Source organism: Candidatus Neomarinimicrobiota bacterium, assembly GCA_036476315.1.
GTDB lineage: Bacteria > Fidelibacterota > Marinisomatia > Marinisomatales > S15-B10 > JAZGBI01.
On the sequence record JAZGBI010000032.1, the window covers coordinates 1 to 17,642 of the forward strand.

Annotated in this window: 13 protein-coding genes; 10 read left to right on the top strand and 3 right to left on the bottom strand. The window is 48.8% G+C overall.

The features are described 5' to 3' along the window. The 3 genes from V3U24_03655 to V3U24_03665 form a co-directional block, all read right to left on the bottom strand. On the bottom strand, positions 1 to 1,151 hold a 1,151-nt coding region (locus tag V3U24_03655; protein MEE9166545.1), incomplete at its 3' end, for a hypothetical protein. 227 nt (positions 1,152 to 1,378) lie between these two features. Then, positions 1,379 to 1,933 (bottom strand): hypothetical protein, encoded by a 555-nt coding sequence (locus V3U24_03660; GenBank protein MEE9166546.1) that lies wholly within the window; start codon positions 1,931 to 1,933, stop codon positions 1,379 to 1,381. A gap of 43 nt (positions 1,934 to 1,976) precedes the next feature. After that, entirely contained in the window at positions 1,977 to 2,315 is a 339-nt protein-coding gene (locus tag V3U24_03665; GenBank protein ID MEE9166547.1) for a hypothetical protein, read from the bottom strand. Positions 2,316 to 2,494: 179 nt separating this feature from the next. Between V3U24_03665 and V3U24_03670 the strand changes: the two genes are divergently transcribed. The 10 genes from V3U24_03670 to V3U24_03715 all read left to right on the top strand — a co-directional run bounded on the left by V3U24_03670 (position 2,495) and on the right by V3U24_03715 (position 17,413). Next, entirely contained in the window at positions 2,495 to 5,404 is a 2,910-nt protein-coding gene (locus tag V3U24_03670; protein MEE9166548.1) for a DUF499 domain-containing protein, read from the top strand. A 42-nt stretch (positions 5,405 to 5,446) separates the two neighbouring features. Beyond that, positions 5,447 to 5,872: a hypothetical protein gene (locus V3U24_03675; GenBank protein ID MEE9166549.1), complete on the top strand. Its 426-nt coding sequence runs from the start codon at positions 5,447 to 5,449 to the stop codon at positions 5,870 to 5,872. Positions 5,873 to 6,203: 331 nt separating this feature from the next. Then, positions 6,204 to 6,695, top strand: a complete 492-nt coding sequence (locus tag V3U24_03680; GenBank protein MEE9166550.1) for an NYN domain-containing protein — start codon at positions 6,204 to 6,206, stop codon at positions 6,693 to 6,695. Then, positions 6,692 to 9,580 (top strand): DUF1156 domain-containing protein, encoded by a 2,889-nt coding sequence (locus V3U24_03685; GenBank protein ID MEE9166551.1) that lies wholly within the window; start codon positions 6,692 to 6,694, stop codon positions 9,578 to 9,580. The genes V3U24_03680 and V3U24_03685 overlap by 4 nt, the downstream gene beginning before the upstream one ends. 28 nt (positions 9,581 to 9,608) lie before the next feature. Further along, positions 9,609 to 13,250, top strand: coding sequence for a helicase-related protein (locus V3U24_03690; GenBank protein ID MEE9166552.1), 3,642 nt, complete (start codon positions 9,609 to 9,611; stop codon positions 13,248 to 13,250). A 446-nt stretch (positions 13,251 to 13,696) separates the two neighbouring features. Beyond that, complete coding sequence (locus tag V3U24_03695; GenBank protein ID MEE9166553.1) at positions 13,697 to 14,002, top strand: hypothetical protein; 306 nt, start codon at positions 13,697 to 13,699, stop codon at positions 14,000 to 14,002. A 523-nt stretch (positions 14,003 to 14,525) separates the two neighbouring features. Beyond that, on the top strand, positions 14,526 to 14,873 hold the full coding sequence (locus tag V3U24_03700; protein ID MEE9166554.1) for a hypothetical protein: 348 nt from the start codon (positions 14,526 to 14,528) through the stop codon (positions 14,871 to 14,873). Between the two features lie 56 nt (positions 14,874 to 14,929). Beyond that, complete coding sequence (locus tag V3U24_03705) at positions 14,930 to 15,436, top strand: RES family NAD+ phosphorylase (protein ID MEE9166555.1); 507 nt, start codon at positions 14,930 to 14,932, stop codon at positions 15,434 to 15,436. 353 nt (positions 15,437 to 15,789) lie between these two features. Then, a complete protein-coding gene (locus V3U24_03710) occupies positions 15,790 to 16,956 on the top strand; it encodes an alpha/beta fold hydrolase (protein MEE9166556.1) in 1,167 nt (388 codons plus the stop codon). 16 nt (positions 16,957 to 16,972) lie between these two features. Then, the gene (locus V3U24_03715) at positions 16,973 to 17,413 is read left to right on the top strand and encodes a hypothetical protein (protein MEE9166557.1); all 441 of its coding nucleotides are present in this window, start codon (positions 16,973 to 16,975) and stop codon (positions 17,411 to 17,413) included. Positions 17,414 to 17,642: the final 229 nt, after the last annotated feature.

Here is a 17,642-nt window from a genome sequence, read left to right on the forward strand (position 1 = left end):
GCTCTCTCAAGCTCTTTCAATCGCCGGTCACGTATGGCATCTGGAACTCGAGTTAGCTCCCTTATCGGTTGAAGTAACCGAAATTTGTCCCTGACTGGAGCGTTTTCGACTTGTTGTTTCAGTCGAACGAGCCATTCTTCGGCGTCCAGTCTTTGAAAGTGGCCGCGGGCCATTCCTAAAAGCATTGCTGCGATTCGTTCCAGTGTAACAGTAACTCCTTGGAGTCTTGTCTCAACCATCCAATTGAAGTACTTAGTGATAATCTCTTCCTGGAAGAAAATATCGATTGTAAGATCCTCAATAGGAATTCTTAGAATATTATGGACGAACCCTGCGATTCGTTCAACAGTTGATAAATTCTGATCGGCACTAACATTTTTCTGGCGATATTTCCGATCGCGATTTGTTACGAAAGAGGCAGTACACCAGTCTCGATAGTGCTTATATTTCTTTTGCATCTGCTCAGGCCATTTTTCAAGCTTAAGTCCATAAGGAGAGCGCGTTGCTTTAGGGAGGGGCGGCCAAAATAGATTGGGCAGAGAACCATTCTCAATATGAAGTTTCCACTCATGATTCCCCCTGTTGTATATCTGCCGCCAAGCTTTCACACCGCTTTCCTCCCGCAGGTAGTTCTGATAGTCCATAAGGTGGGAGGGAGTCAACTGAGCCGGCGTCAGTCCAAAACTCGATGACCAAAAGCCAAGCTTGCGGATCGCATCTCGCCAGCCTTTTCTTCCGGACGTTGCGTTCTGGATGGGAGCTGAGACGGGAATCCACTCGGGCAGGAGATCTGTCAGGATTTTGAATGGAATGAGGTTCTTCTCGAGAGCCCATTTTTCCAAACGGCTGAAGAATGAGCAATAATTTCGTCTTGTGTTTTGGGAAAGGTAATGGCAGTTGGTCGCCAGGTACCGTTTCAGATCCTTCAGAGAGCGCGAGATAGCAGAAACCGAGATTTCTTGAGGGCCTTCCAAACCAGCAGTTTTGACAGCGTATCGAACCGCTGTTTTTGTCATTGACTTTCGCGTCGGGGAGATATCGGGATCTGCCATAAAAATATGTATTAGCTCAGCGAGGTTTTCAGGCTTCATTTTCTTTCTCCTTCTTCCATTCTCTTCCATTATTTTGTCATAATATACGTCTTCTTCCATATTCTGTTCCCACGTATGTTCGTGATATCGCGCAACTTACGTATGTTTCTGTGTACATAAAGCCTAACGTTCTGCAGTTTTCATATTCAGCGATGGTCAACACAATTGGGAGAACGTATAATCCGGTGGTGGCGCTGCGTGAGATGTTTATTCATTTGATTTCTCCTATTTCCGAGGAGGAATTTGAGAAGAATTATGAGATGAGGGAATAGAGGTGGAACTAAGAGTTACCCTTTTTGCAACTTAGGGTTACCCTTTTCCAGATATTGCTTGACTTCAGTCAGCCGTTTGGTGCTGTATATGATTTTCTTCTTAATAGTGAGAGGGGATAAGTGGAATTCATCCGAAAGTATATCTATGGCCTTACCGGGTGATATCTTGTCGACTTTCGTCAGTTCGTCATACCTGTCAAAAATCTTGGCATCACGCTGTAAGGCTCTCTCTCGTCTTTTTGCAGGAGAGGAGGCTCCACTCGCAGAGGGCGTCTGTGCCTGAATGTGGGCATCATTCTTGAATCTAAACTTGTAGCTAATGATTCCGGACACCGTTTTATCCTCGATCTCAATTCCATACTCAGACGCCCATTTCTCTATCCCGTCCACTATTTCTTCTGTCCTGGAAGACACAGTCCAACCCTTACGTTCAGCTCCCTTGATAAGGCGCTTGCCAATTGTGTATACCTCGCCTACATGGTATAGAATCTCAACGCGTCTGACTTGGTTGACCTTCCTGATATTAATTTCTAAGAGCTCTCCTAACGTAAGTTTACTTGCCTCGGCCATAATTGGTTACCTGTTCAACAAGATTGGTTGACACAAAAATGTATCACGATTCCGGTTCAGTCTCAAGAGAAAACAAGGTAGCTATCCATTCACCACCGTTCGATGTCCTGACGGTGGCCGTTTCTAACATTATCATGAGGTACGCCACCTTTGAAACAGCATGGAAAGGAATACCTTCAATACCTAGACTTTTTCCCGCGCAAAGAACTGAAGGATGACTCAATTCTGCAGCCGTACGCTTCTCCCGAAAGAGGTTGATCCTTCTTTCACGCGTTGCCATTTCGTCGAACTCACAGAATCTAGGGGAAAGAGCTGCCGCCGCCTGATTCTCCACCCAAGCCCGTGCGGCGCCACAGAGGGCTTTTTCTTTAGTGAAGGTCACGAAAGGGCATTTTTACTAACCATATCGGGGAAGAGGCGAGGGATTTATTTATGATCATCAGGGTTTGCCAAGAAGGAGGAACTGACGCAGAAGATAATTTTAGTTGTGCTCAAAACATGTTAGAATATGATGGTAATATTTCCTCTAAATTTCCCAGAAAGATAGGGAAGTAACCACTGATGAGTACAATTACCTCCGTGCTGGATGGCTGTAAGCCAAGGACAGAAGTACTTAAGGGTACCCTCACCGACGCAATGTTTGGTGCGGATTTCGGCGCCGTGGTCCAAGGCACATCAAGGGCGAAGATATATAGTGATGGCAGGACCTTTTTTGAGAACACTTTTCCGACGAGTACGCTGAAAAAGATTACTCATCACGTATTTTCCACCCTTGCCAAACCGGAATCAGGCCTGGCCCTCCGACTCTCCACAGGTTTTGGCGGTGGGAAGAGCCACGCCCTCATGGTCCTGTGGCACTTAGGAAAAAATATTGCAGATAGAAATATGGGGATTGAACTCCTTCCGGTGTCAGGCAGACCCAAGAAAATCACGGTTGCCGCGATTGATGCAGAGAAGCTCGGAGCAGAGAAGACAACGCATAAGGATGTCCTCACTCATAGTTTCTGGGGAGAGCTTGCCTATCAGATTGGTGGGAAATCCGTGTATGATCTGGTTGCCGCTGAAGATCATCCTCACTCCGTACCCGATAATCAGGTAATATCGGAAATGTTGGGTACTGACCCCGTTCTAGTGCTTATCGATGAGATCGTCGTCTATATGAAGGCACTTGATGACCGTGGGCGAAATTCCTTGCAGGTGTTCATAAGAAAACTCCTGACGGAGATTACTAATCGAAAACAGGCAGTACTGGTGATTACGGATCCAGCTGCCCAGCTTGCCTATGATGAGGAAGCAAAAGCGATTGAATCTCAGATCAGGAGACTGGACGAGGATCTAAGCCGAAAGGTGTCAGACTATGAGCCCATCGGCAGAGAGGCTGCTCAAATCATTAGTCGTCGGCTATTTGAGGATATCGATCGATCGAAAGCCGGGGCTGTTGCCGATGTATATCAAGAGATTTATCAGCGCATTGTGTCGGAGACTGACGAAGCAGTGCCGAAGGAGGTCTTGGACAAAGAATACAAGAAGGCAATCAAAGATAACTTCCCCTTCCATCCCCGGCTTATGGAGACAGCGCAGAATCGGTTAGGACCCCTGCCAAACTATCAGCGTAGCCGGGGGGCACTCCGGCTTTTCGCACGCATTGTTCGTGATGTCTGGTCACGAAAGCTGGACGTCCCTATTATCTCTGCTGCTGATATGAATTGGAACGATGCGGACATCCAGGGCGAACTTCTCAGTCGGTTAGACCGGCAGGAGTTTTCAGGTGCTGCCGATGAGGATATCGGTCATCATGCAAGGGATCTGGACAAAGAGTACAATACTGATATGCATACTCGAGTTGCCTCGGCCCTTCTGCTGGAAAGTCTTCCACTGACAGATACATCATATCTGCGGAGGGAAGAAGTCACACAGATATGTATTGGACCTGAAAATGCTGGCCACGAACCTGGTGAAGCGCTAGATCGTCTGCTCGGCATCTGCTGGTATACATATCCAGCTCTCGCCAAAGACGCGTTCCAATTCAAGACAGAAGCGAATGTCAACAAATTGATTGAAGAGGGTATCGCTTCGAACATGGTTCCTGAAACTGAAGCGGTACAGAATATCCATGCGATTGTTGAGGGTTATTTCCGGGGGGCATCTTTCTCACTAAAACGATGGCCAGAAACTCCCGCCGATGTCCGGGATGAGCAAAAGGCATTGTCTCTGTCCCTCTGCGATTCCGTGGAAAAAGCTAGAGATATTGTCAATCTCTCGCGCAAAGAAAATGGTGAGACTCAACCCAGGGCTTACCGCAATGCAATCATCGCTGTGGCTCCCGAACCCGGCCTCCTTAAACAGGCAGTGGATAATGCCCGTCGCTATCTTATAGCCTCAAGGATCAGAAAAGAACGCAAAGACCCACAAATCAAGAAGCAGATAAACGGTATTTTGCCTAAGCTGGAGAGGATCCATAAGATCTCTGCCGTTCGAGGCTTCAATCAGATTTTCCTTTACAATTCTGAACCAAGATCGCTCGATGAGAAATACCTTGTAGCAAAGGATGAGACTCTCTTCAGGGGCACTGGAGGCCAGGGAAAGATCATGGATTACCTGAATGAAAAGGGGTTAGCGCTCAAGTCGACGGGAGCGCTGGATCCTTTGGTTGTGGTGGAAAAGCTTGTCCCCGCTGCCACTCCCAGCACTCAGTATAAGGGAGCAGTATCCTGCGCTGACGTCTTGGATCAGGCTTACAGGTCCTCCAGCCTCAAGCTCATCGTTGATACGGAACCAATCCGTAAAGGGACTGAAAAAGCTGTCCTTCAAGGGAGTCTTCTGCTACGCACAAGTGACGGCCGGGTCTACGATGACAAGGGGTGTATCATCGGCGACGAAGGACAGCGTCAACGAAGAGAAGATCTGCTGACTAGTTTTCCTCTCGATGAACAGACATTCGTGGCGTCATCTTCGGCATCTTGTGCCAGTGATTGGCTCCATGTAGATGATGTGAAGAAGGGTGATGTTGTATCAGAGCCACCACCACCGCCAGCACCACTTGATTTTCCCGTTGATATTGACAACTGGGAGCAGGCACAAAAAACAGCTCAAGAACGGGAGCTGTTAGAGGGAATTTTGAAGACCAACGACGTTGAAGCTATGAGCCGTCTTCCTTCTGTGGCCCAGCCTCTCTCGGCTCGGACAGTCCGCCTCACTATCAACATGTCCGGAGATTTGAAAGATGGCGGTTTCTTGAACTTCTCTCTCGAGAGGATCAAGCCTGAACATGCCTTGAAGCCGCTGCAAAAGGCCGCGGGGTTTGCTCGAAACTTAAGACCCGAGTATGATTTCGAGGCGAAACTGGAACTCGATTTCCGGAGTAACGATGGACAAAAGGGACGGTCAAACATGGAAGGTCCCCTTCAGCAGGCACATGGCCAAGCCGACGATCTGATTGAGGTGGAGTTTAGGTTCGCCCCGACAAAGTAGGAAGTCAGGAAAGCAGCTTCATTAGAAACAGGAAAAGCAGGCGTGAATATCCGTGAGGCACCGTTTGCGTTGAGAGTCACCCGGCGGAATGAGGGACTGGCAGGCATCGTCTATCGCCGCAGCTCTGGGACAAACGGACAAGATCATCTTCATCGTATAGCTGCACTGTCGCCCTCAGCCTTCTCCACAGGTCGACTCCTTCTGGCCAAAGGAAACCTTGCTGTCAACGGCTCAAGAAAACTGGCGCCGGGCCCTTTTATTCCTCTGGATGAAAACTGGGGATCGCGCTTTGCATGCTACGCGATAATTACGTCAGGTTTGCGCTATCCGGAGAAGATGCTTAAGGCAGCTGAGCACTTTGTACAAGCTGATGGTTCGGAAGCAACATGGTGGTTAGGAGTCCTGACGAGAGCAGAGAATTCACGCTCGGTACGGGCGCTACGAATCTTGACAGAAGCCGTCGAATAATGGTGTGCGATGGATCTTTTTCGTGAGCGCGAAGAGGTTTTGGAACAAACACTTATGTTGCAATAAAAAGTGTGGAAATCTCGAAAAAGTCTTTTAAGTTTCTTTAGAAATTGCTCCCCGCTCGACTTTCCCGAAACTTTGGGACTCGGACGGGGTTTTGTTTTAATCCTCCTCTCTTCTGATGCCGCCAGAACCTGAGGTTAAACGAACGGTTGCCTATATTGATGGGCAGAATCGTCATCACGCTGCAAAGGAAGCGTTTGGCTATACCCATCCTAATTATGATGCGTATAGGTTAGCCAGCAGAATCTGCCAGTTGCAGAAGTGGTAATTGGAAACCGTAAAGTTCTACACCGGTATTCCAGATCGGAGTGACAAGGTCTTCTGGCACGAGTTTTGGGCAAACAAGTTAGCCGTCATGGGTCGGCAGATTCAAATATTTTCTAGACCCCAGCGTTATCGGAACCAGACCGTCGAGCTACCTGATGGGACCCAACATATCATGCTCGTGGGTGAAGAAAAGGGCATTGATGTTCGCATTGCTCTGGATGTCGTGAGGATGGCTCACAGAAAGGAATATGATGTAGCCTTGGTTTTCAGTCAGGATCAGGATCTGTCGGAAGTGGTGGATGAGGTTCGAACCATCTCTATCGACCAGGACCGTCGGATCAAGATTGCCTGTGCCTACCCCGTCAGCCCTACTTACGATAACCGGAGAGGCATCAATCATACTGACTGGATTCAAATTGATCGCGCCGCTTATTCTGCCTGTATTGATTCGCGCGATTACGGCCCGAAAGGTGCCTGGAGGAATGCTCCGTGAGCCGTCCCCGCCTTCTCATCGAGGAATGGCTCCCGGCCCGTGCTATTGGGATCGAGTGTATGCGTGAGCGAGGCAGTTCTAGTGCTCTGGCACCCCATACCTATCTTCACGTCTGGTGGGCCCGACGGCCCCTGGTGGCTAGCCGGGCAGCTGTCCTGGGATCACTGCTGCCGGCGGACTTTGATCATGCCAGATTTGAAAGATTGCTGGGATTCGGCAAGCCTAGTGAAGATTTGATCCAGATCAGAGACTTAATGGATATGGGAAAGAGAGTGAAAGGAGGTTTCGGTTGTGGAAGAGCATTTTCAAATCAAATCTCCCCTGATTCGATCCAGCTTGCCCTCGATGTCATGAATGACCTTTGGGATGAGCTTCCAATAGTTATGGATCCCATGGCTGGTGGTGGTTCCATACCACTTGAGGCTGCCAGGCTGGGAATCGGCGCGATCGCGGGTGAACTCAACCCCGTAGCCTGCTCTGTTCTTGAAGCTACAGTAGTGTACCCATTTCAATTCGATTCAGACCTAGTTATTAAGGTCAGGGATTGGGGAAAAGAATGGGAAAAGAGAGTGAGCAAGAGGATGTTGGGTATATATGCTCACGAAGAGAAGGGTACACTTGTTCACGCATTTATCTTCGCCCGTACTGTTCCCTGCCCTGATACGGGTCATCCTACGCCACTCGTACCCGATTGGCACCTTTTGAAACCCAAAAACAAACTCCAGAAACATGTCGTAGCAATGCCAGTCAACATCGACAAGCAAACAGGACATTGGGAAATTGAAATCCGTCCTGCCCACGACGGAATTCCTGATCCCACATATTACGGAGGGAAAGGTCATAGCCTTTTTGACAAAGACGCATCCATATCCTCACAATATATCAAGTCTCACGCCCAACTGGGTCACCTGAGAAGCTGGCTGTATGCCGTGGCTGTAAAGACACCAAAGGGTCTCACTTTCCGCAACCCAACAAAGGATGATCTTAACGCGTTGAAAGCCGCTGAAGAGGAGCTGAACCGCGTGAGACCTGAATGGGAACGGGAGAATGTGATTCCAACGGAAGAATATCCAGCGATTACCACAGATCCCCGACCGAGGGTATACGGTATGCCAAAGTGGGCCGACCTATTCTCCCCTCGCCAATTGTTGGCTGCTGGAGTCCTTGTTCAAGAGCTACGCAAACTGAAACCGGAAATTGTATCAAATGAGGGTCAGAAACAAGCAGATGTCATCGAGCACTTACTGGCGTTTGCCCTCGACAAGCTTCTCAACTACAATTGCATTTTGGCCTCATGGCATGCTCCACGTCAGGTAATTCGGAGCGTTTTTGACCGTCATGACTATTCTTTCAAGGCAACGTACACTGAGATGGCCATCACAATCGAGGGTGTGGGTCTAGCTTGGGCAATCGATCAGATGCTTGATTCCTATGAAAAACTGGCGACGCTGCCTCGCTTCAAAAGAGATAGCCAAAATCCACTAGTGTATTCTGGATCAGCTACTAACTTGTCTTCGTTTGAAGGTAAATCTATCACAGCTGTCGTTATCGATCCCCCATATCAAGGCAACGTTCAATATGCTGAGCTGGCGGATTTTTTCTACGTGTGGCTCAAACGAACACAGGGGCACCGGCGTCCCGAATGGTTTTCGACGTATCTCTGTGATTACGCAGAAGAAGCGGTGACGAACACTTCACGGTTCCGAAGAAACGGCAAGTCAGCGAGTGAGGGCTACAAAGAAGCACAGCAATTCTATCAACAAAAAATGACGGATATCTTTCTTGAAGCCAGGAGGGTACTAAGGGATGACGGGGTCCTGACCGTGATGTTCACCCATAAAGCTCAGGAAGCCTGGGAAGCCCTATTTGAATCTATTGTCTCAGCTGGGTTCACAATTACGGCTACCTGGCCGATCAAAACCGAAAGCGAACATTCATTGCATCAGGCCAAGAAGAATGCTGCCCAGAGTACGGTTATCCTGGTAGCGCGCAAGCGAGAACCTGGGGCAGGCAGGGCTTGGTTTGATGAGGATTTCAAGCAAGAAATCCGGGAAAGGGTCCGCAGCGCCGCCAACAGGCTTGAGAAACAGGGATTGAATCCTGTGGATCAGTTGGTGGGTACATTTGGACCCGCCATGGAGGTATACTCCCGATATGACGAAGTAAGGGATCCTGAAGAAGGACCTATTGGTGTCGACAGGGCCATTGATCTCGCGGCTGAGGCTGTTTCTGACTGGCGGTTGAAGAAGCTCGCAGAAAGGGGCCTAACCGGTGTGGACCCACCATCTCAGTTTTGCCTCCTCTGTTGGGATGTACTGCAGGCTGGTGAGTTTCGATTCAATGAGGCCAAACTTTTGGGTAATGCTGTAGGGATGGATGTTGATCGCCTGTATGATCTTGGATTGACCAAGAAGAAATCGGACAACGTGATAATGCTTTCGGCTCAGGAACGCCGCCGAAGCAACCCGGTCACTTATGAAGAGCAACTAAGCCTTATCGGTGAAGCTCGCCGTCGTGGTCGGGGTAGTGGCCGGAAGATACACGCTGACGATGAAATGTTTGAATATGCCATCGATATGGCTCACGCTTTGGTCCTTCGCTTTCAAGAATCCGGCGGAGAAACCGGAGGCGGGATTGGTTCGTGCAAGTCCATGGCACTACATATGGGGTGGGGGAAAGATTCCGCAGTAGCCCGTCTTATTGAAGCGTTGGTAAAGGCGGCTCCACCAGCGGTGCGTTTTCCTGGCAAGAAAGGCAAACAAACTGCGGCTGAGAAATTCCCCGAGTTCCGGGCCTGGCATAGCATTTTGAAACCAGTTTTTGATCTGGAACCCCCTGAGTGGAAAGAGCCCAAGGAAGTAGAGCAGATTAGGTTGGAGGTCTGATGGGCATCGGGCTTCTGGCAAAGGTGCAATGACCAAACGTAGATCTTACGCGGAACCTGATGCATCAATCACAAAGGCCTGGGGTGTAAGCGACGAGCCGATTCCCGGCCTGCGCGATCAGAGCTGGCCCCGCTTTATTGAGGGTCCTGATCCCCGCGTATTATCGGATCTCTATATTCCCGCCCTAAAATCTGCTGTCCGTTACGATCGCTGCTGCGCCTATTTCTCATCCTCTGTATTGGCCGCGGCGGCCAGAGGATTTGCTGCACTTACTCGGAACCTGCTAATGCAAGGTGATACAATCCAGAAACCTACCATTCGCCTGCTGGTCAATGAGCAAATGAGCGCGGCAGATGCTCAAGTGTTGGAGAAGAAGGGTGACCTCACTGCTCTCGAAAAAACGCTTCTTAAGAGGTTCAAAACACCTAGAGAGGCCTTGGAGAAAGATCGATTGGCAATGTTGGCGTGGATGCTGAGCAAAGGTATGCTCGAAATCAAAGTGGGTATCATGCGATATACTGGCGGGATCAACCACGCCAAGTACGGTTATGTAACTGATCCTGCTGGTGACATACTACTCTATCGTGGAAGCGGCAACGAGACAGCGCAGGCGCTGAGTCAGAACTACGAGCAGTTTGAGATCTCAGTCTCCTGGTTGGATGAAGACGCAGTGGCTCACTATCGGACCGAGTTTGATCGGATCTGGAGGGGAAAACATCCGTCTGTCGCGGTTGTGGATCTTCCAACGGGATTAAGACAACGGTTGCTGAAACTCCTTCCAGACGAACCTCCTATCACCGAACCCATGAAGAAAAATCTGGATTTGCCTCGCCTGGCCATGAAATGGATGTTTGTTGCCCACGCGCCTTATTTTTCGAATGGGAACGGTTTGGCAGCAGATGCTCTGGTACCAATCGATCTTTGGCCTCACCAGCGCAGAGTGGTGGATGAAACGGTGGAGGCCTGGCCTGAAGGAAGACTCCTTTGCGATGAAGTAGGAATGGGGAAAACCATCGAAGCGATTATGATCATCCGTCGGCTGATGGCTGGGAGGGGCGTAGGACATGTGTTGATCCTGGTACCAGCCGGTCTGGTGAAACAGTGGCAAGAGGAGTTCCGGGAAAAGGGGGGAATGATGGTTCCCTTTTTGAAAGGCGATGAACTGGTTCAACCTGATGGTAGTAAGGCCAGGGTAGGTATCGCAGAAGCTCTTGAGCAGCCCATTCTTATGATGAGTCGGGAGATGGCGCGGAAAGATCGAACGAAATCCTATATCCTGAATGGCCCGGTGTGGGATCTGGTGCTCATGGATGAAGCCCATGCCTCTCGGAGAGCTGAGCGGGACAAAGGTGGATTCAACACTGGCAACCTCCTTCTCACCCTCCTCCGGGATTTTCAGCTATCCCGACAGGCACGCTCCACAATTCTGCTGAGCGCCACTCCGATGCAACTGGACCCCTGGGAGCCCTGGGATCTTCTTTGTGTACTCGGTCTTGGGGGCTACTGGGCCAGTGGATTCAAGCTTATCGAGGATTTTTATGATGCGATCCGGACACTAAGGACGAGAGGATTAGGTAACGGTCAAGCTCGTAGAATTGCGCGGTTAATGAAAAAAGTAAGTCCTCTTCTTCCTCATCCGCTCAATCGTTTATCGGACCATCCCGCCATGGATGAGATTAGCAGGCTCTTGCGTAGCGGCGTGTCAAGTATAAGGGAGGCAAACAGAAAGTGGCTGGAGTCCAATTCCCCATTAAGAAAGTTCGTACATCGGAATAACCGAGATACTCTACGTCGTTATTATGAAGCAGGGTTGATTGAAAAGCCTCCACCCGAAAGGAAAGTCGATGATCTTGAGTACGACTATGCCCGTGGCAGCGGTGAACGCGCGATCTACCAACATATCAAGCGTTATATTGATGAACGTTATGAGAATCTCGAAGCTCAGAAGCCAGGAAAAGGGTTCGTTATGACGACCTATCGCCGACGAATGTCCAGTTCGCCGTCTGCGCTAGCTGAGAGCTTCAGGAAACGGATAGCCCGGTTAGACCGCGTCATCAGACGTCAGTCTCTGGTTCGTGAACTTGAAGAGGACGAGAAGCCGGATGACAGGGACTGGGGAGATGCGGGACGGGAAGAAGAAGTCGATCCGGCTTTACCTGATACTGCGGACGAGGCACGTCAGGAAAAGCAACAGATCGAACCTCTAATTCGTCAGCTTCAGGATCTGGGCGACACTGATTCCAAACGGGATTTCTTTCGCGATCAAATCCGGAAAATAATCGCCGATGGGCGGTCCGTTCTTGTCTTCACATCATACCTGGATACCATGGATTATCTTCGAAGGCAACTGCGGCCCATTTATCATGAATCTCTGGCCTGTTATTCCGGTCGTGGGGGAGAAATCTGGGATGGGAGTCAATGGAAGAAAGTTGAAAAGTCTGCCATAACCAAACTTTTAGACGAAAAAAAGATACGTGTTCTTCTGTGTAATGATGCGGCTTCAGAAGGCTTAAACCTTCAAGCTGCGGGTGCACTAATCAATTATGACATGCCATGGAATCCTTCCCGAGTGGAACAGCGTATAGGTCGTATTGATCGTTTCGGGCAGGATCATCCCATTCTGCCGATTGTGAATATCTACTTGAGAAACTCAGTTGATACCCGGGTCTATCGCGTACTGCGTGAGAGGTGCGGCCTTTTTGAACGTTTCGTAGGCCCTATGCAGCCCATTCTCAATTATGCACGGACCATTCTTGAGGGCGAGCGGAAAGCGGTCATAGAAGCTGGACTGGCTGAGATCCAGGCACATTCGGATAAGATCGAAGATGATGAGGTGCTTCAAGAAATCTATAGGGAATCGGGAACTGACGCGGGAGGTCCGAAGGATGAACAAGTCTTAGCCCGAGGGCAGGTTGAATCGTGTATCCGGGAATTGATGAGCTCCGGTGACCCAGGCCTGTCAGCGTTTAGAGGTACGTCAGACGTCGTCAGGATAAAGGTGCCTGGTCTGAGAGGCACTATTGGGCTCACCAGTGAGGCCTTGGACATAAATCCTGAGGCATATTCCCTTGACATGGTTGTAGATCATTTGGCAAACCATCTCCAGTCAAAACACCCGGTAATGCCTTTAGTGGTCGGGATTGCGGAAAAAGGTGCATTCAGGGTTGATGTCTGCCTTTGGGTAAGGAAGGACCGCAAAACGAAACGGATTCATAGGTTTGATGAGCTGAACAAGCTCCTGATGATGTGGGATGGTTATCGACCCTCACCGGAGGTCTATCATGAGGCAACGGTAAAAGCTCAAAAGCTAGCACGCCGTGAGCTTCGGTCTCGGATTCAGAGAGCTGACAGGACATCAGCTCAGCTTCAGAAGGATCAATTAGAGGCGGGCAAGGCACGGCTCAAGCGCGAACTTGGCTTGAATCTTTACGTAAGGCATAAACCAAAACCTCTTCCGGTGGCCTTTGCGGACACGATTCGGCAAGCTGACCACAGACGGTTTCGCAAAGCCTACAACGTTCTGCAGGATATGAATTGTTGGGAGGAATTAGACCAAGAAGAAATCAGGGAACAGGCGGAAGTCCTTACGGCGAATGAACGTAAGGCATTGCACACGTACAGGAATATTGACGTTGCGTTAGATGACCCGCGGATTCGCTCGCGAAGCTAGAATGTCTGAAGCTCTGGGTATTAGTCAACTGGCGAATTTCCTCTGGCATGAAATAGTAAAAGATGGTGGATGCGCTGTCTGGATTGGTGCTGGACTATCAGAATTGGCATTCCCAGGGTGCACCGGTTAGGGGCGATGGGTTATCTAGAGTTCAGGGATCTCTTGCCGGACTACTAGGATGTGACTGTATGCCGTGCATTACCGTATGACCCGTGGGTTAAAGTCCCACCTTGGGAGTTGTCAGTACGCCCAGGTAGTTTGAGGGAGGTGTTAGGGGTAACCCGAAGCGCCAAGTTCCCTGACAGAGCCCTTGTAAGAAGGGCAAGCAAACGTGTCCGCCAGCTGGCGGACGCGTTTATCAAAGCTGTTGAGTTGCCTGTCTGCCGACAGGCAGGCACTTACGAGTTGAATTCACGAAATAAGTAACTCAAAAGGAGGAAAAGAAAATGGGAATAATGGATAAGATGATGGACAAAAAGATGGATAAAATGAGCAAAGAAGAGAAAGAGGAGATGATGGCGAAGATGATGCCCAAGATGATGGAAGGGATGAATATGATGGAGATGATGCCAAAAATGATGATGGGCATGGGTATGGACTCTATGAAGAGCGGTGACATGAAGCAGATGATGCATGAGACCATGCCCCAAATGATACGGGAATGCTTCGGCCACATGGATTCCGAGGACAGAAAGGAGACCCTGACCATGTGCCGTTCAATGCTGGATGACGTAGAAAGGGAGTTTCCCTGATAAGCACAAGATTGCGGCGAGGCCCTTACGGATAGAATATCCCGGGGAGTATTGCGCCGAAGACAGGTCTTGAGGGAATTCTTCAGGCGGTTTGCTCCGGAGGAGCTCCTTTGGAGCAGAGAATTCGATTGTGGTGAAGAAAGGATCCTGGAAAAAAGGCACAAGAGAAATAGTGCTCGAGACTTTGCCATATTTATTTCGAGAGACCAAAGCGGCATGACGTGCAAGGACCTGGGTCAGTTTTTTGGCGGGATATCGGGCGCTGCCATCACTAGAAGATGTAATGCCTTGAGTGCAAAGTTAACCAGAAATAAACGGCTCCGAGAGAGAATGAGGAGCGTCGAAAGACGAACGGTCAATAGTTAAGATGTGACCCCAATCCTAATTACTCGAATGAGTAGTTTAGTGTTGATCGTTCTTATGAAAACCGTATTGTCTGTGCAACAATAATTGTTGTGCAACAAATATGGTTGTACTATATTACCCTTGTGTTTAGCTAATCCAGTAGGAGGAAGCAAACGGCATGGTCAAGGAACTAATCACGAGTCTAAACTCTGCTGAACTAAGTCTCCTTGTTAGTGAACTTGGAAGTCAAAGTTCAGTAGCTGACTTTCTGAATGTCGATCGATCCAGTGTTTCTCGCTGGCTCAAGAAGGAAGTGCCGGACACACAGAACCAATTTCGGATCACGGCCCTGGTTCTAGTGATGCAACGGCTGCAGATGGTTTTTGAGCCTGAAACGGCCAGAAGTTGGCTTGAAGGCATTAATGCGCACCTTTCGCATCAGAGACCAGTTGACCTTCTCAGCCAGGGGAGGGTATCAGAAGTTCTTTCGGCTATCGAGCAGACGGAACTCGGATCGTACGCATAGAAGTGGATCTCTACAGGGTGTTCAAGTGGGATGGTACCTCCCAAGGATCTACGGTTATGCGGAATCTCCATCCTCCCCGGGATGGGCAGGGATCAGGAAGGCACGATATGCCGGATCGAAGCGCGGTCATTTACTGCTCGAAATCACGCGTGTCTGCCGTAGCCGAGGTTATACAAGGATTCAGAGGAACACATTTGACGAGTCGGGTTTTTCTTTATCCCGACAAGAACGTGAGAGCTCTAGCTCATATGGTCCTCGACGACAGTGTTCCTTTGATCGATTTCGATGATCCAAAAGAGCTCTCAAACCATAAACTAAAACCTTCTCAGATCGCTACCATGAACCGGCAAGTGACCCAGAACATTGCGCGATCGCTGTTTGATGAGGGGGCCTTCGGGTTTACTTGGTGGTCGACGCTGAACGCATCTTGGACCAATGTGACGTTGTTCGAGAATCGCGTTTCTGAACACCTTTCCATCGAGGGTGAGGCTCTTGCATTGGATAAGCAGATGCCTGAAGTGATGGAAGCTGCAAAGGTACTGAACATCCAGCTTCGATATTAGGAATGGGGTCGGACCAAACTAACCTGTTGATTTTATTGACCTATCTGTTCCAAGACCCCCATTTTGACGCTTATCCGCAGGATCCTGTGGAAAGTGACCTTTTCGGGGGTAAGATGGTACGTTTAAGCCGTTAATGCACAATGCCCAGACCGAACAGACACCACATGCCGGGTTATACGTGGAATTATTACTGAGTGATGGCGAGAAGAGGCCTCAAGAATATCGAGGAACATGCTCAAGAATTGACGGCTCGATCAACATGAGTCAACGGCAGACTTGACCCCCTTACTCTAAATTGTTGATGTGAGAAAGAAATTTGTCTTCTGGATTCACTAATAGGAAGGATTAATAAGATGGATAAACGCTTCAATCATAACTACAGAGGATGGATAAGAAATGGCATTTTGCTGATCTACGCATTACTCTTTGTAGGTGATGGTATTGGAGCTTCCTCAGATGCTGCCCAAGAATCATTTACTGATGTCGAGGTTACGTTTACAATTGGTTCTGATACACTTTTTGGGTTACTTACCAAACCACCCACAGAAGGGCCACATCCTGTGATTATCCTCCTGCATGGTTCTGACCGGGGAAGCGGAGATAATCCCTATCAAAAAGCTCACTCGGATCAATTTGTTCAATCCGGGTTTGCTGTACTGCGGTATGACAGTCCCGGATCAGGAAAATCGACAGGAAGCAGTGATTTTGAGACATTCGAATATAGGACACAAGAGGCAATCGCAGCTGTGAAGTATTTACAATCACGAGTAGATATAAACGCAGATGGCGTCGGCCTGTGGGGTATCAGCCAGGGGGGCTGGATATGTCAGATGGCAGCTGCCGAATATGACAGTGTTGCTTTCATCATCCCTGTTTCAGGCCCGGGAGTTACGGTGCCTGAGCAAGAAGTTTACCGCGTTGAAATGTCAAGTAGAGCGGCGGGTTTCACCGAGGATGACATATCGAAAGCGGTCCTTATGAAACGCTTAATTGTAGATGTTGCAATGTTGGAGCCTGCTTTCAAGGAGATAAACCGGAATGAAGGGGCACGCTTGGGTTCTGGTCCCTGGACTGAAATGATAAATCTAGTATATCCTCCCGACCCTCTTGACCCCGCCACTGAATTGGAGGGAGCTATTAGGGTATTTAATGCATCCAAGGAGGAATCCTGGTCAGAATTCCTGTACGTGGATAAGATTCTGAGTGCGTTGGAAGGTTTGCCACCGGAACAATGGGCGGCCAGTAGAAGCCAGATTCGTGCCATCATGACTGTAGATCCAGCTGATTATCTTTCTCGAGTTCATTGCCCTGTATTGGCAATATTTGGCAGTGCGGATACTGTGATTCCGGTAGGGAGGAGCGTTACCTTATATGAGAAGTATCTACGCGAAGCAGACAATAAGCATTTTGTGATTAAGGTGATCCCAAATGGAGATCATAATATTAAAATCGAGGGAGAATTTGCTCCTAGCTACTTTAAAACGATTGCAGGTTGGTTAAGGCATCTATCCTTAGATTAGATATCTGAGTATAAATATGGGGATCGGTAAAGGCGATTTTCAAAGTGTGAGTCCCCTTGCAGTAGTTGAGGAGGAAAATATCCTTTCCAACGTTTATGGTCTCCACCAAAATTACCCCAACCCCCTCAACCCAGTCACAACGTTGAAGTATGATCTTCCTGAGAGGGCTGATGTTACGCTCACGATCTATGACATCTTGGGGAGGCAGGTCAGGAGTTTGGTACAGGGTGTGCAGGAGCCGGGCAAAAGTCAGTCATTTGGGATGGTTTTTACTAATTATAAAGATCGTCCAAAGCATTGGAAACGTACAACAAAAGGCTTTGGATTTATGTGGCGGTATATGGATGAATGTACCTTGTCAGATTGCAAGAAGGATCATAACATTTTAAAAGAAAGATTCTGCTTAAGACTTAAGACTGAAAGAATGCGGTTTATTAGAAAATGGAATGACATTTAGTGTTAGAATTTGGCAGGTTATCGAGTACCATATTATTACTTGAATTAGAATGAGTTATAAAGTATGCTGGTGTTATAGAGAAAATATATTATGCTCACTTGTTCGGAGCAGAGGAGGAATGCAATGTCAAATCTATCAGGAATACCGAACAAAGACATCACTTGGAAACCTATACCACCGGAAAGCCTTGACTTGAAAGGGAAGAAAGTGGTGGTGGTTGGGGGGACAG

Excerpts from the sequence above, each read along its gene's own strand:
- V3U24_03700 (MEE9166554.1), top strand. The coding sequence starts at position 14,526 with ATGGTCAAGGAACTAATCACGAGTCTAAACTCTGCTGAACTAAGTCTC.
- V3U24_03695 (MEE9166553.1), top strand. The coding sequence starts at position 13,697 with ATGGGAATAATGGATAAGATGATGGACAAAAAGATGGATAAAATGAGC.
- V3U24_03670 (MEE9166548.1), top strand. The coding sequence starts at position 2,495 with ATGAGTACAATTACCTCCGTGCTGGATGGCTGTAAGCCAAGGACAGAA.
- V3U24_03660 (MEE9166546.1), bottom strand. The coding sequence starts at position 1,933 with ATGGCCGAGGCAAGTAAACTTACGTTAGGAGAGCTCTTAGAAATTAAT.
- V3U24_03705 (MEE9166555.1), top strand. The coding sequence starts at position 14,930 with ATGCGGAATCTCCATCCTCCCCGGGATGGGCAGGGATCAGGAAGGCAC.
- V3U24_03710 (MEE9166556.1), top strand. The coding sequence starts at position 15,790 with ATGGATAAACGCTTCAATCATAACTACAGAGGATGGATAAGAAATGGC.
- V3U24_03690 (MEE9166552.1), top strand. The coding sequence starts at position 9,609 with ATGACCAAACGTAGATCTTACGCGGAACCTGATGCATCAATCACAAAG.
- V3U24_03715 (MEE9166557.1), top strand. The coding sequence starts at position 16,973 with ATGGGGATCGGTAAAGGCGATTTTCAAAGTGTGAGTCCCCTTGCAGTA.